Here is a 19,420-nt window from a genome sequence, read left to right as displayed (position 1 = left end):
TTAGCGGTCCACGTCGGCCATAACGAAGTCGATACTACCCAGGTACGCAATCAAGTCCGCGACCATGCTGCCTTTGATCACCGAAGGGATCTGTTGCAGATGCGGGAAGCTTGGAGTACGGATCCGGGTACGGTAGCTCATGGTGCCGCCGTCGCTCGTCAGGTAATAACTGTTGATGCCCTTGATCGCTTCGATCATCTGGAAGGATTCGTTGGCCGGCATGACCGGGCCCCACGAAACCTGCAGGAAGTGCGTGATCAGGGTTTCGATGTGCTGCAGCGTGCGCTCTTTCGGCGGCGGCGTGGTCAGCGGGTGATCCGCCTTGTACGGGCCTTCCGGCATGTTGCGCATGCATTGATCGATGATCTTGATGCTCTGGCGCATCTCTTCGACGCGAACCATGCAGCGGTCGTAGGCATCGCCGTTGACGGCCAGCGGCACTTCGAATTCGAAGTTCTCGTAGCCCGAGTACGGACGCGCCTTGCGCAGGTCGAAATCGCAACCGGTCGAACGCAGGCCGGCACCGGTGACGCCCCATTCCAGGGCCTCTTTGGTGTTGTAGGCAGCGACGCCGATGGTACGACCCTTGAGGATGCTGTTCTGCAGGGCGGCCTTGGTGTATTCGTCCAGACGCTTGGGCATCCACTCGACAAAATCCTTGACCAGTTTTTCCCAACCGCGCGGCAGGTCGTGGGCAACGCCGCCGATGCGGTACCAGGCCGGGTGCAGACGGAAACCGGTAATCGCCTCGATCACCGTGTACGCCTTCTGGCGGTCGGTGAAGGTGAAGAACACCGGGGTCATGGCGCCGACGTCCTGGATGTAGGTACCCAGGAACAGCAGGTGACTGGTGATCCGGAAGAACTCGGCCATCATGATGCGGATGACGTCGACCTTCTGCGGCACCTTGATGCCGGCGAGCTTCTCGACCGAGAGCACGTACGGCAGGTTGTTCATCACGCCGCCGAGGTAGTCGATGCGGTCGGTGTACGGAATGTAGCTGTGCCAGGACTGACGCTCGCCCATCTTCTCGGCGCCACGGTGGTGGTAACCGATGTCCGGGACGCAATCGACGATCTCTTCGCCGTCCAGCTGCAGGATGATGCGGAACGCACCGTGCGCCGAAGGGTGGTTCGGGCCCAGGTTGAGGAACATGTAGTCCTCGTTGGCACCGGAACGCTTCATGCCCCAGTCTTCCGGACGGAAGCGCGCGGCTTCCTCTTCCAGCTGCTGCTTGGCGAGGTTGAGGCTGTACGGATCGAATTCGGTGGCGCGCGCCGGGAAGTCCTTGCGCAGCGGGTGACCTTCCCAGGTCGGCGGCATCATGATGCGCGACAGGTGCGGGTGGCCTTTGAAGTCGATGCCGAACATGTCCCAGACTTCGCGCTCGTACCAGTTGGCGTTCGGCCAGATGCTGGTGACGGAAGGCATGCTGAGGTCGCCTTCGGACAAGGCCACCTTGATCATCACGTCACTATTACGCTCCAGCGACATGAGGTGATAGAACACGGTGAAATCGGCGCCGGTCGGCAGCCCTTGACGCTTGGTGCGCAGACGCTCGTCCACGCCGTGCAGGTCATAGAGCATGACGTACGGCTTGGGCAGGTTGCGCAGGAAAGTCAGGACTTCAACCAGTCTGGCACGGGCCACCCACAGCACCGGCATGCCGGTGCGGGTTGCCTGCGCGGTGAACGCTTCGGCGCCAAAACGGTTGTTCAGTTCGACGACCACATCCTGGTCGTCTGCCTTGTAAGGCGGGATGTACAGAGCACTGCCTGTAGTCATGGTTATTTTTTCGCTTTCGGTCAACGTAAAGAATGAAGCCAGCTTCTCGTTACTTGGAACAGAACTGGATCAGACTTCGTCAGGGCTGCGCAGATTGGTGACTGCGATTCGCTGTTCGCGGCGCTGTTCCTTCTGCGATGGCATGTCGGCGCGATACACGCCTTGATCACCAACGACCCAGGAAAGCGGACGACGCTCCTGTCCAATCGATTCCTGTAACAGCATCAAGCCTTGCAGAAATGCTTCCGGACGGGGCGGGCAGCCAGGTACGTAGACGTCCACGGGCAGGAACTTGTCCACCCCTTGAACCACGGAGTAGATGTCGTACATGCCGCCGGAGTTGGCACACGAACCCATGGAGATAACCCATTTAGGCTCGAGCATTTGCTCGTAGAGACGCTGAATGATCGGCGCCATCTTGATGAAGCAGGTACCGGCGATAACCATGAAGTCGGCCTGACGCGGCGAGGCCCGGATCACTTCGGCGCCAAAGCGCGCGATGTCGTGGGGCGCCGTGAAGGCGGTGGTCATTTCCACGTAGCAGCACGACAGGCCGAAGTTGTACGGCCACAGGGAGTTCTTACGTCCCCAGTTGACCGCGCCACTCAGCACGTCTTCCAGCTTGCCCATGAAAATGTTTTTGTGGACTTGATCTTCTAACGGATCGGCAACGGTTTCCCGCTGGCCAATCGGATACTGCTCGTTAGGAGCATCGGGGTCGATCCTGGTGAGATTGTATTGCATTGCCAAAGCCTCATTGTTTCAGCTTCGCCTGCCGCTTGCGACGAGCTTCCGGAGCCCAGTCAAGGGCGCCCACTCGGAACAGGTAGACAAGACCTGCCAACAGAATTGCTATGAAAACGAGAGCTTCGACGAATCCGGTCCAGCCGCTTTCGCGGACGGACACAGACCATGCAAAGAGAAAGAGGGCTTCGATATCGAAGATCACGAAGAGCATCGCGACCAGATAGAATTTGGCTGAGAGCCGCAAGCGGGCGCCACCGGTAGGTAGCATGCCCGACTCGAACGGTTCGTTTTTGCTGCGACCCCAAGCTTTTGACCCGAGGAGGCTGGAGACGCCAAGCATGAAGGCACACAGGCCGACGACACCCAGAAGGAAAATGGCAAAGCCCCAGTTGTGGGCCATGAGTCCTGTCGCTTCGGGCATGCTGGTAATCCTTAACAGAGAGCAAAGGTCTCTGAGCTTGATAAAGAAATAAGGCAGTGACGATATGTCGCAGCAATCAATCGGGCTGATTTTATGGCTAAACACCCGGCAAGTAAAATTCCAAAGGCGAAATTATTTACCGGATTAAGGACATAGCGCTTCCTGAAGGCGCTGCGGCCCATGCGTTGCGGGCATTAGCCGGGTTTCCATCAATTATGTTTTGTAGAGTTTGTAACGAACATAGTTGCGGCTAAATGATAATTGATATCGTTTGGCGTGGTTTTGTAACTGTTTAACGAGTGAGTGGCTGGGAAGTTGTCTTACTTGCGCGTTACTGCAAGTAGCGAAGCCTACCGTTTTAGCGGAAATTTCTGACGCTTGTAGCGCTTCAGATCAATGTTTCGTCTCGCGGCTGACGGTAACCCTGTGGGAGCGAGCCTGCTCGCGAAAGCGAAGGATCAGCCTCCAGATGTGCAAGCTGACTTATCGCCTTCGCGAGCAGGCTCGCTCCCACAGGGGATTTGTAGTGTCTTTGAGATTCCAACAGGCAAAAAAAACGCCCCGATCCAGTCGGGGCGTCAGTCTTGCGGCTCTGCGGTTAGCTTTTTATTCGATCCGCAAAGGCCGTTTGCTCAGGTGAGGCCGAATCAGTGGAACTGTTCTTCTTCGGTCGAACCGGTCAGCGCGGTCACCGAGGACGAGCCGCCCTGGATCACGGTGGTCATGTCGTCGAAGTAGCCAGTGCCCACTTCCTGCTGGTGCGCAACGAAGGTGTAGCCCTTAGCGGCGTCAGCGAATTCCTGCTCTTGCAGCTTCACGTAGGCAGTCATGTCGTTGCGGGCGTAGTCGTGCGCCAGGTTGAACATGCTGTGCCACATGTTGTGAATGCCGGCCAGGGTGATGAACTGGTGCTTGTAGCCCATGGCGGACAGTTCGCGCTGGAACTTGGCGATGGTCGCGTCGTCCAGGTTCTTCTTCCAGTTGAAGGAAGGCGAGCAGTTGTACGACAGCAGCTGGTCCGGGTATTCCTTCTTGATCGCTTCAGCGAAGCGACGGGCTTCTTCCAGATCCGGTTTGGCGGTTTCGCACCAGATCAGGTCGGCGTACGGTGCGTAAGCCAGGCCACGGGCGATCGCTTGATCCAGGCCGGCACGTACCTTGTAGAAACCTTCCTGAGTACGCTCGCCGGTCACGAATGGCTGATCGTACGGGTCGCAGTCGGAAGTCAGCAGGTCAGCCGCGTTGGCGTCGGTGCGGGCCAGAATGATGGTCGGCGTGCCGGCAACGTCAGCGGCCAGACGGGCAGCGGTCAGCTTCTGCACGGCTTCCTGGGTTGGCACCAGAACCTTGCCGCCCATGTGGCCGCATTTCTTCACCGAAGCCAGTTGGTCTTCGAAGTGAACGCCAGCGGCGCCGGCTTCGATCATGCTTTTCATCAGCTCGTAGGCGTTGAGTACACCGCCGAAACCGGCTTCAGCGTCGGCCACGATTGGTGCGAAGTAGTCGATGTAGCCATCGTCGCCCGGGTTCTTGCCGGCTTTCCACTGGATCTGGTCGGCACGACGGAACGAGTTGTTGATGCGCTTGACCACGGTTGGCACCGAGTCCACCGGGTACAGCGACTGGTCCGGGTACATCGATTCGGCGGAGTTGTTGTCTGCAGCAACCTGCCAGCCGGACAGGTAGATCGCCTGGATACCGGCTTTAACCTGCTGAACAGCCTGGCCGCCAGTCAGGGCGCCCATGCAGTTGACGAAATCTTTCTCTGGACGGAAGGACGGCTTGGCACCCTGGGTGACCAGGTTCCACAGCTTCTCGGCGCCCATCTTCGCGAAGGTGTGCTCTGGCTGAACCGAGCCACGCAGGCGGACCACGTCGGCAGCGGAGTAAGTGCGAGTCACGCCTTTCCAGCGCGGGTTCTCGGCCCAGTCTTTTTCGAGGGCTGCAATTTGCTGTTCGCGTGTCAGTGCCATGGAGATAAACCTCGTCGCGTCTTTTATGAAAAGTTGTTCTGCGGTGGAAAATTCCTGCGCTCGCTGACCAGAAGCTTAGGTGGTCAAGTCGGATTCGGCGGGGTAGGCGACGGGATGAACGATGGGCTCGAGGGGAAGTGAGCAGGTAGTGGCGGACTGCGGGGCGCATGCGGGCGTCGTGGGCCTTTATACGGACAACAGCGTGAAGCCGGGTTACCTAAATACGCTTCCGTCCCTCGGGACAACTTCGTTCCAGTCGGCAACCTCGTCAAACACACCTTGTGGGCGGTACAGACACGAAACGGCTCGCGGGGTAGGTGCGAGCGGCGCTTCGAAGGCCCTTGCCAGGGCCTCTGATTAGCGGGAGCGAGGCCATCATGCCTTCGCTTTTTTTTCGCGTCAAACGTTTTGTAGTGCTTTTTTTCAAGCACTACATCTTTCGTCTAATACGACTAATCAGTCAGTTTTCGGTGCTTTAGTCCAGCGTGTCGACTTTCACCCGCAAGGTCATGTCATCCCGGCCTTGAGTCGAGTAGCTGCGGGTCAGGCCCTGTTTATCGGCCTGAGTCTGGCTGTTGACGCCCGCCAGAGTGATCCACTCACCGAGGCGCCCGGTGACGGTTGTGTCGGTGCTTTGCACGTTCACTACATCGGGACGTTCCTGGCTCATGCGGTCACGGTTGGTACTGATCGCCAGATGAACGGTCTCGCCGGTGACGCTGGCGGTGACGTAGAAACCCTGGGTGACGTTGCGGTATTGGGTCTCGCTGCTGTAACCGCCGTAGGAATCGCTTTGGGTGTTGGTGATCGGCACGCTCTGGCCAACCTGAATCAGCGCCGGAGTGCCTTCGCTGGTCTGCACTTGCTGAACGCCGCCGTTGCGGCTGGTGGTGCTGCGGCTGATGATCCGGGTCTGGCTCGGCTGGGCGCCATTGACCGCATAACCTTCGTCGCCACGGCCGTTGTTTTCGTTGGTGTCGACGGTGATCAGCAAGCGCTTCGGTGCGGTATCGAGTTGCGCCAGCAGATCCTTCAACTCCTGAATCTTGCCCGGCTCGGCCTTGACGATCAGCTGATTGCCGTAAGCGCTGACCTGACCGTCCTGGCCGATGAAATCCTGCGCCACTGGCAACATGTCAGCGCTGGTGTGGTATTTGAGGGGGACGATTTCTGTGGCTGCCAGCACCGAAAAACTGCAGCCGAGCAGCAGGGTGGTGAGCAGGGTGCGTAGGGACATGTCCGTTATCTCCGCGTTCGAAAGGCTTGATATTGCCAGTTTGTCGGCCCGGGGTGGGGCAAGTTGAATCGTAGACAGCAAAACGCCCCGGCATCGGTGGATGGCGGGGCGTGATCGTTCCCACGCTCTGCGTGGGAATGCAGCCAGTGACGCTCTGCGTCACATGCCGCAAGGGACGCGGAGCGTCCCGAGAGGCATTCCCACGCAGAGCGTGGGAACGATCAGGGCGGGGCTCAGGCCGAATGCCGAACCATGTCGACATGCGGAATCCCGGCTTCGAGGAATTCCTCGCTGACCAGGCTGAAACCCAGGCGCTCGTAGAACGCCGTGGCTTGCACCTGAGCGCTGAGCTTCTGCTGTTTCAGCCCGCGCGCTTCAGCTTCGGCGATGACCGCTTGCATCAGCGCATCACCGACCTTCATTCCGCGCCAGTCTTTGAGTACTGAAACGCGGCCGATGTGCCCGTCGGGCAACAGCCGCGCCGTGCCGATCGGGAAGTCGCCTTCGAACGCCAGAAAATGCACGGCGGTCGCGTCATCGGCGTCCCACTCAAGCTCGGGTGGCACCGATTGTTCGGCGATGAACACCGTTTCACGAATGCGCCGGATCTCGGCGATATCCTTCTGCCAGTCTGCGACACGAACGCGAATTTTATTCATCGGCGAACCCCAGGCTTCCTTGCTTGACCAGTTCGCAGAGCAGGCTGCGGCCGTCTTCGTCGCTCAGCCACTCGCCGAGGTTATCGGCGTGCAGGGCGTCAGCGGCGCAGATCAGCTTCAGCAGTTCGCGCAGCTTGCCCGGCAGGTAGCGGCTCTGGCCACTGGCGAACAGCAGGAGATCGTCGTCGACTTCCGACCAGGCCAGGCGCGCGCTCGGGTTGCGGATCAGCACGGCGCCGTCCTGCAGGGCGGCGAGGAAGTCTTCTTCTTCGACGTCTTCCGGGCCGACCACCAGTTCCGGGTAGCGCGGCTCGGTCATGTACTGGCCGAACCAGGTCAGCAGCAGACGCTCGTCGCTCATGTGCTCGGCGAGCAGGCTTTTCAGGCGATCCAGCGCATCGTGTTGAATCTGGTGCGGATCGACTGCCGGCTTGGCGTCGGCATCGGTGTAGCGCTCTTCGTCGGTCAGGAACTGGCTGAGGAAGTCGGTGAAGTGGGTCAGCACTTCAGCGGCACTTGGCGCGCGGAAGCCGACCGAGTAGGTCATGCAATTGTCGACCGCAACGCCGCAATGGGCCAGGCGCGGCGGCAGGTAGAGCATGTCGCCCGGTTCCAGCACCCATTCTTCGGTTTCGTGGAATTCAGCGAGGATGCGCAGGTCGGCGTGTTGCAGCAGCGGGCTCTCGGAATCGCACACCTGGCCGATTTTCCAGTTGCGCTTGCCGTGGCCCTGCAGCAGGAAAACATCGTAATTGTCGAAATGCGGGCCGACGCTGCCACCCGGTGCGGCAAAGCTGATCATCACGTCGTCGACACGCCAGCTCGGCAGGAAGCGGAAGTTTTCCAGCAGTTCGCTGACTTCCGGCACGAACTGGTCAACCGCCTGCACCAGCAGCGTCCACTCTTTCTCTGGCAATTTGCTGAACTCGTCTTCGGCAAACGGGCCGCGACGCAATTCCCATGGGCGCTCGCCATGTTCGATGACCAGGCGCGATTCGACTTCTTCTTCCAGGGCCAGGCCGGCCAGTTCGTCGGCGTCGATCGGGCTTTCGAAGTCAGGAATCGCCTGACGGATCAGCAGCGGTTTTTTCTGCCAGTAGTCACGCAGGAATTCGCGTGCTGTGAGGCCGCCCAGAAGTTGAAGAGGAATATCGGAATTCATATGTAACCTATTGAAAAAAAGCACTTTTCAGACGGGAATAAAAACGCCCGGCGCGGCCGGGCGTCTCAAACGGGGCAAACGGTCGATCAGATGCGTTTGGCTTGTGCCACAGCGTTGCCGATGTAGTTGGCCGGGGTCAGTTGCTTGAGCTCGGCTTTGGCTTCGGCTGGCATGTCCAGGCCATCGATGAAAGTCTGCAGCGCTTCAGGGCTGATGCCCTTGCCACGGGTCAGTTCTTTCAGCTTTTCGTACGGGTTTTCGATGTTGTAGCGACGCATCACGGTCTGGATCGGCTCGGCCAGGACTTCCCAGCAAGCGTCGAGGTCAGCGGCAATCTTCTGCTCGTTGAGCTCGAGTTTGCTGATGCCTTTAAGGCTGGCTTCGTAAGCGATCACGCTGTGGGCGAAGCCGACACCGAGGTTGCGCAGGACGGTGGAGTCGGTCAGGTCACGCTGCCAGCGGGAGATCGGCAGTTTGCTCGCCAGATGCTGGAACAGTGCGTTGGCGATACCCAGGTTGCCTTCGGAGTTTTCGAAGTCGATCGGGTTGACCTTGTGCGGCATGGTCGACGAACCGATTTCGCCAGCGATGGTGCGCTGCTTGAAATAACCCAGGGAAATGTAGCCCCAGATATCGCGGTCGAAGTCGATCAGGATGGTGTTGAAGCGCGCAATGGCATCGAATAGCTCGGCGATGTAGTCGTGCGGTTCGATCTGCGTGGTGTACGGGTTGAAGCCCAAGCCCAGTTCGTCTTCGATGAAGGCGCGGGCATTGGCTTCCCAGTCGATCTGCGGGTAGGCCGACAGGTGCGCGTTGTAGTTGCCGACGGCGCCGTTGATCTTGCCCAACAGCGGCACGGCAGCGACCTGAGCGATCTGACGCTCGAGACGGTAAACCACGTTCGCCAGTTCTTTACCCAGAGTGGTCGGCGAAGCCGGCTGGCCGTGGGTGCGCGACAGCATCGGCACGTCGGCGAAACGGATGGCCAGTTCGCGGATGGCGTTGGCGGTCTGGCGCATCAGCGGCAGCATCACGTCGTCACGGCCTTCGCGCAGCATCAGGGCGTGGGACAGGTTGTTGATGTCTTCACTGGTGCAGGCAAAGTGGATGAATTCGCTGACCTTGGCCAGCTCCGGCAGCTTGGCCGCCTGCTCTTTGAGCAGGTATTCGATCGCTTTGACGTCGTGGTTGGTGGTGCGCTCGATCTCTTTGACGCGCTCGGCGTGCTCCAGCGAGAAGTTTTCAGCCAGTTCGTTGAGAACGGCGTTGGCCTCGGCGGAGAAGGCTGGCACTTCAGGGATGCCAGCGTGGGCGGCCAGGCGCTGGAGCCAGCGCACTTCAACCAGAACGCGGGCACGGATAAGGCCGTACTCGCTGAAAATCGGGCGCAGGGCCTGGGTTTTGCCGGCGTAGCGGCCGTCAACAGGGGAAACCGCAGTGAGCGAAGAGAGCTGCATGGGGTGTTCTCGGACAGTCGGGCAACGAAATGGGGCGCGTATCATACATGAAAAAATCCGCCGGTCCGTCGCCAACTGACCGGCGTATTACGCGTTACAGACTACAAAGCCTTCATGACGCGGCGCTTACTCGCTGCGCATCAACGGATAAAGCTCTTTGAGCAGCTTGCGGCGGCTGATTACCAACTGCCAGCGATGACCACCGAGCTGACGCCACAGGCGCGCCGAGCGGATACCCGCGAGGAGCAGGGCGCGGATTTTCGAGGCATTGCTCGGCTGCTGCAGGTTGCGCATGTCGCCGTGCACCTGAATGCGCTGGCGCAGCGTGCTTAACGTGTCCTGATACAGCGCACCGCAAGCGGCCACGACGTTCTCGTGGGCGGGGCCAAAATGCTCCACCTGCGCCTGAATCTGCGGCAGGCGTTTGGCGATCGTTTCGAGCATGTCGTCACGCTTGGCCAGTTGCCGCTCCAGACCGAGCATCGACAGCGCGTAGCGCAATGGCTCGCGCTGCAAGGTGCTTGGATCGCGCTCCAGCGCGCCAATCAGCGCGCGATAACCCTCGCGCAGATTGATGTCGTCGCCGCCGTACACGTCCAGCGTATCTTTCGGATCCCGTACCAACAGACTGCCGAGCATGCAGCTCAGGCCGGCTTCGTTGGTCTGGCCAGTCTTGGCAATGCGGTCGACCAGCACGGCGGCGAGAAACACACCGCCCAGCGCTGTCAGTTGCTCCTGAGTCGGGCTCATGCCTGGCCGCTCCACGGCTCGGCCACTTCGATCACGCCGCCGCCGAGGCAGATTTCGCCGTCATAGAACACCACCGATTGGCCCGGCGTCACCGCGCGTTGCGGCTCGTCGAACACAGCGCGATAACCGCTGGCGGTTTTTTCCAGAGTGCAGGCCTGATCGCTCTGGCGATAACGCACTTTCGCCGTCAGGCGCAGCGGCTGGCTCAGGTCGATCGGGTTGACCCAGTAGATTTCCGAAGCGAGCAGGGCGCCGGAGAACAGCCACGGATGGTTGTTACCCTGACCGACGATCAGCTCGTTGGTCTGCAGATCCTTGCGCAGCACGTACCACGGCTCGTCACCGGCATCCTTCAAGCCGCCGATGCCGAGGCCCTGACGCTGGCCGATGGTGTGATACATCAGGCCGTGGTGACGGCCGATGACTTCGCCTTCGGTAGTCTTGATCTCACCCGGTTGTGCCGGCAGGTACTGCTTGAGGAAATCGCTGAAACGGCGCTCGCCGATGAAGCAGATCCCGGTGGAATCCTTCTTCTTGGCGGTGGCCAGTTCGTATTTCTCGGCAATCGCGCGCACTTGCGGCTTTTCCAGTTCGCCGACCGGGAACAGGGTCTTGGCGATCTGTTCGCCACCAACGGCGTGCAGGAAGTAGCTCTGATCCTTGTTCGGATCGAGGCCCTTGAGCAGTTCGGTGCGGCCATCGATGTCGCGGCGGCGCACGTAGTGACCAGTGGCGATCAGGTCGGCGCCGAGCATCATCGCGTAGTCGAGAAACGCTTTGAACTTGATCTCGCGGTTGCACAGGATGTCCGGGTTCGGCGTGCGCCCCGCCTTGTATTCGGCGAGGAAGTGCTCGAACACGTTGTCCCAGTACTCGGCGGCAAAGTTGGCGGTGTGCAGCTTGATGCCGATCTTGTCGCAGACAGCCTGAGCATCCGCCAGGTCGTCCATGGCGGTGCAGTATTCCGTTCCGTCGTCTTCTTCCCAGTTCTTCATGAACAGGCCTTCCACTTCATAACCCTGCTCGATCAGCAGAAGGGCAGAAACGGAAGAGTCCACGCCGCCGGACATGCCGACAATGACGCGCTTCTTGGATGTGTCAGAAGGGGCTGGATCACGCATAGGGATTCAATGAGTGTCTTGGAAAAGGGCGCGATTCTATCAGGCTCACGGCCGCAAGGCTAAAGAGAAGGGCGGATCAGTTCGAGGCTGAAGTGATGACCGGCCAGATAATCGTCGATGCAGCGGATGATCAGCTCGCTGCGCCAGTTGTCGCGCTGGGCGATTAATTCGTCGCGGGTCAGCCACTTGGCGCCGACAATGCCGTCGTCGAGTTGGTAATCCGGGTGATGCTGCACGGCTTTGGCGCTGAAGCATATGCGCTGGTAAGTCACGCCGTTGCTCGGTGCGGTATACAGATAAATGCCGATCACGCCGGTGGGTTCGACGTCCCAGCCGGTTTCTTCGAGGGTTTCGCGAATCGCCGCGTCGATCAGGGTTTCATCCGGGTCGAGATGACCGGCGGGCTGGTTGAGCACATTGCGCCCGCCCTTGTGCTCTTCGACCATCAGGAAGCGGCCGTTGTCCTCGACGATGGTGGCAACGGTGATGTGGGGGAGCCATTCCATAAAACCTTCCTCAATATCCAGGTTAAAACCCGACCCCCTGTGGGAGCGAGCCTGCTCGCGAAAGCGGTGGGTCAGTCAACGAAGGTGCTGAATGATAAACCGCATTCGCGAGCAGGCTCGCTCCCACAAGGGATTTATGTTGTCAGTAAAAACACAAACCCCGGCACAAGGCCGGGGTTTGTGATGTTCCCATTACAACCTTAAACCAGCGCAGCAATCGCCGCGTTGAAGGTTGCGCTTGGGCGCATGGCCTTGCTGATCAGCTCGGCGTCGGCGTGGTAGTAACCGCCGATGTCGACTGGCTTGCCCTGCACGGCGTTGAGCTCGGCAACGATGGTCGCTTCGTTCTCGGTCAGGGTTTTGGCCAGAGTCGCGAACTGCGCTTGCAGTGCAGCGTCTTCAGTCTGGGCGGCCAGGGCCTGAGCCCAGTACATCGCCAGGTAGAAGTGGCTGCCGCGGTTGTCGATGTTGCCGACCTTGCGCGATGGCGACTTGTTGTTGTCGAGGAACTGGCCGGTGGCCTGGTCCAGGGTCTTCGACAGCACCAGCGCTTTCGGGTTGTTGTAGTTCACACCCAGGTGCTCGAGGGAGGCGGCGAGGGCAAGGAACTCACCCAGCGAATCCCAGCGCAGGAAGTTTTCTTCAACCAGTTGCTGCACGTGCTTCGGCGCCGAACCGCCGGCGCCGGTTTCGAACAGACCACCGCCGTTCATCAGCGGCACGATCGACAGCATCTTGGCGCTGGTGCCCAGTTCCATGATCGGGAACAGGTCGGTCAGGTAGTCGCGCAGTACGTTGCCGGTCACCGAAATGGTGTCCTTGCCTTCGCGGGTGCGCTGCAGGGTGTACTTCATCGCGTCGACCGGCGCCATGATCTGGATGTCCAGACCGCTGGTGTCGTGATCCTTCAGGTAGGCCTGAACCTTCTCGATCACCACGCCATCGTGAGCGCGCATCGGGTCGAGCCAGAAGATCGCCGGCGTGCTGCTCGCGCGAGCACGGTTGACGGCCAGTTTGACCCAGTCCTGGATCGGCGCGTCTTTGGTCTGGCACATGCGGAAGATGTCGCCGGCTTCGACAGCCTGTTCCATCAGCAGCTTGCCTTTGCTGTCGGTGACGCGAACAACGCCGTCAGCCTTGATCTGGAAGGTCTTGTCGTGGGAGCCGTACTCTTCGGCTTTCTTCGCCATCAGGCCGACGTTCGGCACGCTGCCCATGGTGGTCGGATCGAAAGCGCCGTTGGCTTTGCAATCTTCGATCACAGCCTGGTAGATGGTCGCGTAGCAACGATCCGGGATCACAGCCTTGGTGTCGTGCAGCTGACCGTCGGTGCCCCACATCTTGCCGGAGTCACGGATCATCGCTGGCATCGAGGCGTCAACGATGACGTCGCTCGGTACGTGCAGGTTGGTGATGCCTTTGTCGGAGTTGACCATCGCCAGCGACGGACGAACGGCGTAGACCGCTGCGATATCGGCTTCGATCTGCGCTTGCTGCTCGGCCGGCAGGGCCTTGATGCGTGCGTACAGATCGCCGATGCCGTTGTTCAGGTTGAAGCCGATCTGGTTCAGCACGTCAGCGTGCTTGGTCAGTGCGTCTTTATAGAACTCGGCAACGATCTGGCCGAACATGATCGGGTCGGAGACCTTCATCATGGTCGCTTTCAAGTGAACCGAGAGCAGCACGCCCTGGGCCTTGGCGCTTTCGATCTCGGCAGCGATGAACGCACGCAGGGCGTTTTTGCTCATCACGGCGCAGTCGAGGATCTCGCCAGCCTGAACGGTGGTTTTTTCTTTCAGAACGGTGGCAACACCGTCCTTGGCGATCAGTTCGATCTTCACAGCGTCAGCGGCGTCGATCAGGACAGCTTTTTCGCTGCCGTAGAAATCGCCGGTGCTCATGTGCGCGACGTGAGACTTGGAGTCCTTGGCCCAGGCGCCCATTTTGTGCGGGTGCTTGCGCGCGTAGTTCTTCACCGACAGCGGAGCGCGGCGGTCGGAGTTGCCTTCACGCAGAACCGGGTTCACGGCGCTGCCCTTGACCTTGTCGTAACGCGCCTTGGCGTCTTTGTCGGCGTCGCTGGTCACGGTTTCCGGGTAGTCCGGCAGGTTGTAGCCCTGCGCCTGCAGCTCTTTGATCGCGGCTTGCAGCTGTGGCACCGAAGCACTGATGTTCGGCAGCTTGATGATGTTGGCTTCAGGCGTAACGGCCAGGTCGCCCAGTTCGGCGAGGTGGTCGGCTACGGCTTTGTCGCCCAGTTGCTCGGGGAAGCTTGCCAGGATGCGCGCTGCAAGAGAGATATCGCGGGTTTCCACGGCGATATCGGCCGAGGCGGTGTAAGCCTCGATGATCGGCAGCAGGGAATAGGTGGCGAGGGCAGGAGCTTCGTCGGTGAAGGTATAGATGATCTTCGAGCGGGTGGGCATATTCGGATTAACTCTCTCTTCTTTGCTAAAGCGTGCGCAGAAACTCGAGGGGCGCCGGGTAAGCGCGTTCGTTCAAAGTCATCCATGAACCGAATGTCGAGATTCTTCGCGGTGATGTTGGGTGCATCAGTAGAGCGTCAAGCAGTCAGGCTGCGGTAACAACCCGACCAATCAGGCGGAAAGTCTCGTGCTAGAGAGGCCAGCCGTCGTGACCCTGTGGTCAGCGGGCGGCATTATACATAGGTAGCTGGCAATCTGCCGATGGTTCATATGCAACGATTCTCGTCCATTGGTCTAAAGGTCGCAGGGCGCGACCGGGCAAAGACTCGTTACGAATGCTGGACTTTGGCGCTTTTCCCTTTGCTTTCAGGCTTGTAGGAAACGAGATGTGCGCGGCGCAGGAACATAGGGTTTGCGTGTTGATTCAACTGGGTTACGCTCGAAGCAAGCCAGGTGTTCAATCCAAACAATGGAGTTCAGCATGGGTTACAAGAAGATTCAGGTTCCAGCCGTCGGTGACAAAATCACTGTCAATGCAGACCATTCTCTCAATGTTCCTGATAACCCGATCATCCCCTTCATCGAAGGTGACGGTATTGGTGTCGACATCAGTCCGGTGATGATCAAGGTTGTCGATGCTGCTGTTGAAAAGGCCTACGGCGGCAAGCGCAAGATTTCCTGGATGGAAGTCTACGCCGGCGAAAAGGCCACTCAGGTTTATGACCAGGACACCTGGCTGCCGCAGGAAACCCTCGACGCGGTCAAGGATTACGTGGTCTCCATCAAAGGCCCGCTGACCACTCCGGTCGGTGGCGGTATCCGCTCGCTGAACGTGGCACTGCGTCAGCAACTCGACCTGTACGTCTGCCTGCGCCCGGTGCGCTGGTTCGAAGGCGTGCCGAGCCCGGTGAAAAAGCCCGGCGATGTCGACATGACCATCTTCCGCGAAAACTCCGAAGACATTTACGCCGGTATCGAATGGAAGGCCGGTTCGCCGGAAGCCACCAAGGTCATCAAATTCCTTAAAGAAGAAATGGGCGTTACCAAGATCCGTTTCGACGAAAACTGCGGCATCGGCGTCAAGCCGGTATCGCGTGAAGGCACCAAGCGTCTGGCGCGCAAGGCCCTGCAATATGTGGTCGACAATGACCGCGATTCGCTGACCATCGTGCACAAAGGCAACATCATGAAGTTCACCGAAGGTGCCTTCAAGGAATGGGCCTACGAAGTGGCGGCCGAAGAATTCGGCGCGACGCTGCTGGACGGCGGTCCGTGGATGCAGTTCAAGAATCCGAAAACCGGCAAGAACGTTGTGGTCAAGGACGCCATCGCCGACGCCATGCTCCAGCAGATCCTGCTGCGCCCGGCCGAATACGATGTCATCGCCACCCTCAACCTCAATGGTGACTACCTGTCGGACGCGCTGGCGGCGGAAGTGGGTGGTATCGGTATTGCGCCGGGCGCCAACCTGTCCGACACCGTGGCGATGTTCGAAGCGACCCACGGTACCGCGCCGAAATATGCCGGCAAGGACCAGGTCAACCCGGGCTCGCTGATTCTCTCGGCCGAGATGATGTTGCGTCATATGGGCTGGACCGAAGCGGCGGACCTGATCATCAAGGGCACCAACGGTGCGATCGGCGCCAAGACTGTTACTTATGATTTCGAGCGCTTGATGGATGGCGCGAAGCTGGTGTCGTCTTCCGGGTTCGGGGATGCGTTGATTTCGCATATGTAAAAGCTGCAGGTACGCAAAAACCGCCTGACTCAATGGGTTGAGTCAGGCGGTTTTTTATGACCGAATGTTTTGAGGCTTCAACTGGTTGCCGTTTGTTTTTTCGTGGCAATCGAGCTTGGCGTCGAAGCTGCTTCGACCGGAGTTATCTTCACGGCATGCAAGCCTTTGGGGCCTTGAACGATGTCGAATGTGACTGCCTGACCCGCTTTCAGGGTCTTGTACCCTTCCATTTCAATGGCCGAGTAGTGGGCAAAGAAATCAATGTCCTTGCCATCCTCATCGCGACCTTCCCGGGCATCGGTATTGATAAAGCCGAATCCCTTGGCATTGTTGAACCATTTCACCTTGCCGACAGCCATGCTCAAATCCCTCTGCAACAGACTCCATCGCTGGAGTATCATCCACGACATCCGCAATCGAATTCGATAAAAGAATTGACTCCGCGGATCTTTTTTACCCACTGTGGGCTCTATTGGTTGTAACACCGTTTTCCCGATAGTCAAGGTGACCGGGCAGTCGTAGTTGAAAACGTGTGCAACCGCCCCCACCACTGTATTCGCACAACTGACGAACCTTTTTTTCCATGCATGCAATCAGCCAGATTCGACTAACATTCAATCAGGATCGCCCGCTTCTCCAAAAGGATCTTCCACAGGAGCACGACGACGATTCGGCAGGCGTTGCTGTTCAGGAAGCAAAGCCCGCTTTACAGGCGCCGCCGATGTACAAGGTGGTTTTGTTCAACGATGACTACACACCGATGGATTTCGTCGTCGAAGTGCTCGAGGTGTTTTTTAACCTGAATCGCGAGCTGGCGACCAAGGTCATGCTGGCCGTCCATACAGAAGGACGAGCAGTATGTGGAGTGTTTACCCGCGACATCGCCGAGACAAAGGCCATGCAGGTCAACCAGTACGCCAGGGAAAGCCAGCATCCGCTACTCTGTGAAATCGAGAAGGACGGTTAATCGCCGACCACTTGGGTATGAGGTGAAGCTATGTTAAACCGCGAGCTCGAAGTCACCCTCAATCTTGCCTTCAAGGAGGCTCGTTCGAAGCGTCATGAGTTCATGACCGTCGAACATCTCCTGCTGGCCCTATTGGATAATGAGGCTGCCGCCACCGTTTTGCGTGCCTGCGGCGCAAACCTCGACAAACTCAAGCATGATCTGCAGGAGTTCATCGACTCCACCACGCCATTGATCCCCGTGCATGACGAGGATCGCGAAACCCAGCCAACCCTGGGCTTCCAGCGTGTCCTGCAGCGTGCTGTTTTTCACGTACAGAGCTCGGGCAAGCGCGAAGTGACCGGCGCCAACGTGCTGGTCGCCATCTTCAGTGAGCAAGAGAGTCAGGCAGTGTTCTTGCTGAAACAGCAGAGCGTTGCGCGCATCGATGTCGTCAACTACATCGCCCACGGCATTTCCAAAGTACCGGGGCACGGCGATCACTCTGAAGGTGAACAAGATATGCAGGACGACGAGGGCGGTGAGTCTTCTTCTTCAGGCAATCCTCTGGATGCTTATGCCAGCAACCTCAACGAACTCGCGCGCCAGGGTCGCATCGATCCGCTGGTCGGCCGTGAATCGGAGGTCGAGCGTGTCGCGCAGATCCTCGCGCGCCGGCGCAAGAACAATCCGCTGCTGGTGGGCGAGGCAGGCGTGGGTAAGACCGCGATTGCCGAAGGCCTGGCCAAGCGCATCGTCGACAATCAGGTGCCGGATCTGCTGGCCAATGCGGTGGTTTATTCGCTCGATCTTGGCGCTCTGCTCGCGGGTACCAAGTATCGCGGTGATTTCGAGAAGCGCTTCAAGGCGCTGCTCAATGAACTGAAGAAACGTCCGCAGGCGATCCTGTTCATCGACGAGATCCACACCATCATCGGTGCGGGTGCTGCGTCCGGTGGCGTGATGGATGCGTCCAATCTGCTCAAGCCGCTGCTGTCGTCTGGCGACATTCGCTGCATCGGTTCCACCACATTCCAGGAATTTCGCGGCATCTTCGAGAAGGATCGTGCCTTGGCGCGTCGCTTCCAGAAGGTCGATGTCGTCGAGCCGTCGGTGGAAGACACCATCGGTATCCTGCGCGGTCTGAAAGGGCGTTTCGAGCAGCATCACAATATCGAATACAGCGATGAGTCGTTGCGTGCCGCTGCCGAACTGGCGTCGCGCTACATCAATGACCGGCACATGCCGGACAAGGCCATCGACGTGATCGACGAAGCGGGCGCCTACCAGCGTCTGCAACCGGTAGAGATGCGCGTCAAGCGAATCGAAGTGCCACAGGTCGAGGACATCGTCGCGAAAATCGCGCGGATTCCGCCAAAGCACGTGACCAGTTCCGACAAGGAGCTGCTGCGTAACCTGGAGCGTGACCTGAAGCTGACGGTGTTTGGTCAGGACGCGGCGATCGATTCGCTGTCGACTGCGATCAAGCTGTCACGCGCTGGCCTCAAATCGCCGGACAAACCGGTCGGTTCGTTCCTGTTTGCCGGGCCTACCGGTGTCGGTAAAACCGAGGCCGCGCGACAACTGGCCAAGGCCCTGGGCATTGAACTGGTGCGTTTCGACATGTCCGAATACATGGAGCGGCACACCGTATCGCGTCTGATCGGTGCGCCTCCAGGCTATGTCGGTTTCGACCAGGGCGGTCTGTTGACCGAAGCCATTACCAAGCAGCCACATTGCGTATTGCTCCTTGATGAAATCGAGAAGGCGCATCCGGAAGTCTTCAACCTGCTGTTGCAGGTCATGGACCACGGCACGCTGACCGATAACAACGGGCGCAAGGCGGATTTCCGCAACGTGATCGTGATCATGACCACCAACGCCGGTGCCGAGACGGCCGCGCGGGCTTCGATCGGTTTCACCCATCAGGACCACTCGTCCGATGCGATGGAAGTGATCAAGAAGAGCTTCACGCCGGAATTCCGTAACCGTCTGGACACCATTATCCAGTTTGGTCGCCTCAGCCATGAGGTCATCAAGAGCGTGGTGGACAAGTTCCTCACCGAGCTTCAGGCGCAGTTGGAAGACAAGCGTGTGTTGCTTGAGGTTACCGATGCGGCGCGCAGCTGGCTGGCAGCGGGTGGTTACGACTCGGCGATGGGCGCACGTCCGATGGCGCGTCTGATCCAGGACAAGATCAAGCGTCCGCTGGCGGAGGAGATTCTGTTTGGCGAACTGGCCGAGCATGGCGGTGTGGTGCACATCGACATCAAGGATGGGGAGTTGACGTTCGACTTCGAAACTACTGCGGAAATGGCCTGACGGCTGTGGATCAAGAGGGCGCCTTCGGGCGCCTTTTTGTTGCTCGTTGCTTGATGGTTTTGGGTGTAAATCCGTTGCTGCGGTTACGGCTGCTTAGGGTTTCGCCCTTACGGCGACTCACTTTTTTTACAAACGCCTAAAAAAAGTAAGCAAAAAAACGCTTGCTCCTA

Annotated in this window: 16 protein-coding genes; 3 read left to right on the top strand and 13 right to left on the bottom strand. The window is 59.0% G+C overall.

The window, feature by feature from the left end; translation table 11 throughout:
- From nuoC to OK411_RS18100, 12 genes are all read right to left on the bottom strand, one after another.
- Nucleotides 1-1,785 carry an NADH-quinone oxidoreductase subunit C/D gene (gene nuoC, locus OK411_RS18155; protein WP_264365476.1) on the bottom strand — a complete coding sequence of 595 codons (1,785 nt, stop codon included), beginning with the start codon at nucleotides 1,783-1,785 and terminating at the stop codon, nucleotides 1-3.
- A gap of 69 nt (nucleotides 1,786-1,854) precedes the next feature.
- On the bottom strand, nucleotides 1,855-2,529 hold the full coding sequence (locus OK411_RS18150) for a NuoB/complex I 20 kDa subunit family protein (protein WP_016775278.1): 675 nt from the start codon (nucleotides 2,527-2,529) through the stop codon (nucleotides 1,855-1,857).
- A gap of 10 nt (nucleotides 2,530-2,539) precedes the next feature.
- Nucleotides 2,540-2,953 (bottom strand): NADH-quinone oxidoreductase subunit A, encoded by a 414-nt coding sequence (locus tag OK411_RS18145; RefSeq protein WP_003223812.1) that lies wholly within the window; start codon nucleotides 2,951-2,953, stop codon nucleotides 2,540-2,542.
- Between the two features lie 647 nt (nucleotides 2,954-3,600).
- The gene (gene aceA, locus OK411_RS18140; RefSeq protein WP_016775277.1) at nucleotides 3,601-4,926 is read right to left on the bottom strand and encodes an isocitrate lyase; all 1,326 of its coding nucleotides are present in this window, start codon (nucleotides 4,924-4,926) and stop codon (nucleotides 3,601-3,603) included.
- Nucleotides 4,927-5,401: 475 nt separating this feature from the next.
- A complete protein-coding gene (locus OK411_RS18135; RefSeq protein WP_073471299.1) occupies nucleotides 5,402-6,163 on the bottom strand; it encodes a secretin N-terminal domain-containing protein in 762 nt (253 codons plus the stop codon).
- A 233-nt stretch (nucleotides 6,164-6,396) separates the two neighbouring features.
- Nucleotides 6,397-6,822 carry a GNAT family N-acetyltransferase gene (locus tag OK411_RS18130; protein ID WP_016775275.1) on the bottom strand — a complete coding sequence of 142 codons (426 nt, stop codon included), beginning with the start codon at nucleotides 6,820-6,822 and terminating at the stop codon, nucleotides 6,397-6,399.
- Nucleotides 6,815-7,984, bottom strand: coding sequence for a cupin domain-containing protein (locus OK411_RS18125; RefSeq protein WP_125918069.1), 1,170 nt, complete (start codon nucleotides 7,982-7,984; stop codon nucleotides 6,815-6,817). Before OK411_RS18125 ends, OK411_RS18130 begins: the two co-directional genes overlap by 8 nt.
- 86 nt (nucleotides 7,985-8,070) lie before the next feature.
- Complete coding sequence (purB, locus tag OK411_RS18120; RefSeq protein WP_003223822.1) at nucleotides 8,071-9,441, bottom strand: adenylosuccinate lyase; 1,371 nt, start codon at nucleotides 9,439-9,441, stop codon at nucleotides 8,071-8,073.
- Between the two features lie 126 nt (nucleotides 9,442-9,567).
- A complete protein-coding gene (gene hflD / locus OK411_RS18115) occupies nucleotides 9,568-10,191 on the bottom strand; it encodes a high frequency lysogenization protein HflD (protein WP_016775273.1) in 624 nt (207 codons plus the stop codon).
- Complete coding sequence (gene mnmA, locus OK411_RS18110) at nucleotides 10,188-11,312, bottom strand: tRNA 2-thiouridine(34) synthase MnmA (RefSeq protein WP_264365475.1); 1,125 nt, start codon at nucleotides 11,310-11,312, stop codon at nucleotides 10,188-10,190. The genes hflD and mnmA overlap by 4 nt, the downstream gene beginning before the upstream one ends.
- A gap of 59 nt (nucleotides 11,313-11,371) precedes the next feature.
- The gene (locus tag OK411_RS18105; protein ID WP_016775271.1) at nucleotides 11,372-11,818 is read right to left on the bottom strand and encodes an NUDIX hydrolase; all 447 of its coding nucleotides are present in this window, start codon (nucleotides 11,816-11,818) and stop codon (nucleotides 11,372-11,374) included.
- Nucleotides 11,819-12,018: 200 nt separating this feature from the next.
- Nucleotides 12,019-14,244 carry an NADP-dependent isocitrate dehydrogenase gene (locus OK411_RS18100; RefSeq protein WP_264365474.1) on the bottom strand — a complete coding sequence of 742 codons (2,226 nt, stop codon included), beginning with the start codon at nucleotides 14,242-14,244 and terminating at the stop codon, nucleotides 12,019-12,021.
- Nucleotides 14,245-14,725: 481 nt separating this feature from the next.
- Between OK411_RS18100 and icd the strand changes: the two genes are divergently transcribed.
- Nucleotides 14,726-15,982 carry an NADP-dependent isocitrate dehydrogenase gene (icd, locus tag OK411_RS18095; protein WP_024013414.1) on the top strand — a complete coding sequence of 419 codons (1,257 nt, stop codon included), beginning with the start codon at nucleotides 14,726-14,728 and terminating at the stop codon, nucleotides 15,980-15,982.
- A gap of 77 nt (nucleotides 15,983-16,059) precedes the next feature.
- On the opposite strand, the gene OK411_RS18090 is transcribed toward icd, so the two are convergent.
- Nucleotides 16,060-16,341, bottom strand: coding sequence for a cold shock domain-containing protein (locus tag OK411_RS18090; protein WP_016775267.1), 282 nt, complete (start codon nucleotides 16,339-16,341; stop codon nucleotides 16,060-16,062).
- A gap of 224 nt (nucleotides 16,342-16,565) precedes the next feature.
- Here OK411_RS18090 and clpS point away from each other — a divergent pair, with 224 nt between their 5' ends.
- Together clpS and clpA are read left to right on the top strand one after the other, a co-directional pair.
- On the top strand, nucleotides 16,566-16,949 hold the full coding sequence (gene clpS, locus OK411_RS18085) for an ATP-dependent Clp protease adapter ClpS (RefSeq protein ID WP_011334948.1): 384 nt from the start codon (nucleotides 16,566-16,568) through the stop codon (nucleotides 16,947-16,949).
- A gap of 30 nt (nucleotides 16,950-16,979) precedes the next feature.
- On the top strand, nucleotides 16,980-19,250 hold the full coding sequence (gene clpA, locus OK411_RS18080; RefSeq protein ID WP_016775266.1) for an ATP-dependent Clp protease ATP-binding subunit ClpA: 2,271 nt from the start codon (nucleotides 16,980-16,982) through the stop codon (nucleotides 19,248-19,250).
- Nucleotides 19,251-19,420 lie beyond the last annotated feature (170 nt).

The sequence above is a fragment of the Pseudomonas sp. RG1 genome, from assembly GCF_025910115.1.
Classification (GTDB): Bacteria; Pseudomonadota; Gammaproteobacteria; order Pseudomonadales; family Pseudomonadaceae; genus Aquipseudomonas; species Aquipseudomonas atacamensis.
This window is presented reverse-complemented; position numbering and strand designations above follow the sequence as displayed.

What these genes read in the sequence shown, in the direction of transcription:
- nuoC (WP_264365476.1), bottom strand. Translation starts at nt 1,785, where the DNA reads ATGACTACAGGCAGTGCTCTGTACATCCCGCCTTACAAGGCAGACGAC.
- OK411_RS18150 (WP_016775278.1), bottom strand. Translation starts at nt 2,529, where the DNA reads ATGCAATACAATCTCACCAGGATCGACCCCGATGCTCCTAACGAGCAG.
- OK411_RS18145 (WP_003223812.1), bottom strand. Translation starts at nt 2,953, where the DNA reads ATGCCCGAAGCGACAGGACTCATGGCCCACAACTGGGGCTTTGCCATT.
- aceA (WP_016775277.1), bottom strand. Translation starts at nt 4,926, where the DNA reads ATGGCACTGACACGCGAACAGCAAATTGCAGCCCTCGAAAAAGACTGG.
- OK411_RS18135 (WP_073471299.1), bottom strand. Translation starts at nt 6,163, where the DNA reads ATGTCCCTACGCACCCTGCTCACCACCCTGCTGCTCGGCTGCAGTTTT.
- OK411_RS18130 (WP_016775275.1), bottom strand. Translation starts at nt 6,822, where the DNA reads ATGAATAAAATTCGCGTTCGTGTCGCAGACTGGCAGAAGGATATCGCC.
- OK411_RS18125 (WP_125918069.1), bottom strand. Translation starts at nt 7,984, where the DNA reads ATGAATTCCGATATTCCTCTTCAACTTCTGGGCGGCCTCACAGCACGC.
- purB (WP_003223822.1), bottom strand. Translation starts at nt 9,441, where the DNA reads ATGCAGCTCTCTTCGCTCACTGCGGTTTCCCCTGTTGACGGCCGCTAC.
- hflD (WP_016775273.1), bottom strand. Translation starts at nt 10,191, where the DNA reads ATGAGCCCGACTCAGGAGCAACTGACAGCGCTGGGCGGTGTGTTTCTC.
- mnmA (WP_264365475.1), bottom strand. Translation starts at nt 11,312, where the DNA reads ATGCGTGATCCAGCCCCTTCTGACACATCCAAGAAGCGCGTCATTGTC.
- OK411_RS18105 (WP_016775271.1), bottom strand. Translation starts at nt 11,818, where the DNA reads ATGGAATGGCTCCCCCACATCACCGTTGCCACCATCGTCGAGGACAAC.
- OK411_RS18100 (WP_264365474.1), bottom strand. Translation starts at nt 14,244, where the DNA reads ATGCCCACCCGCTCGAAGATCATCTATACCTTCACCGACGAAGCTCCT.
- icd (WP_024013414.1), top strand. Translation starts at nt 14,726, where the DNA reads ATGGGTTACAAGAAGATTCAGGTTCCAGCCGTCGGTGACAAAATCACT.
- OK411_RS18090 (WP_016775267.1), bottom strand. Translation starts at nt 16,341, where the DNA reads ATGGCTGTCGGCAAGGTGAAATGGTTCAACAATGCCAAGGGATTCGGC.
- clpS (WP_011334948.1), top strand. Translation starts at nt 16,566, where the DNA reads ATGCATGCAATCAGCCAGATTCGACTAACATTCAATCAGGATCGCCCG.
- clpA (WP_016775266.1), top strand. Translation starts at nt 16,980, where the DNA reads ATGTTAAACCGCGAGCTCGAAGTCACCCTCAATCTTGCCTTCAAGGAG.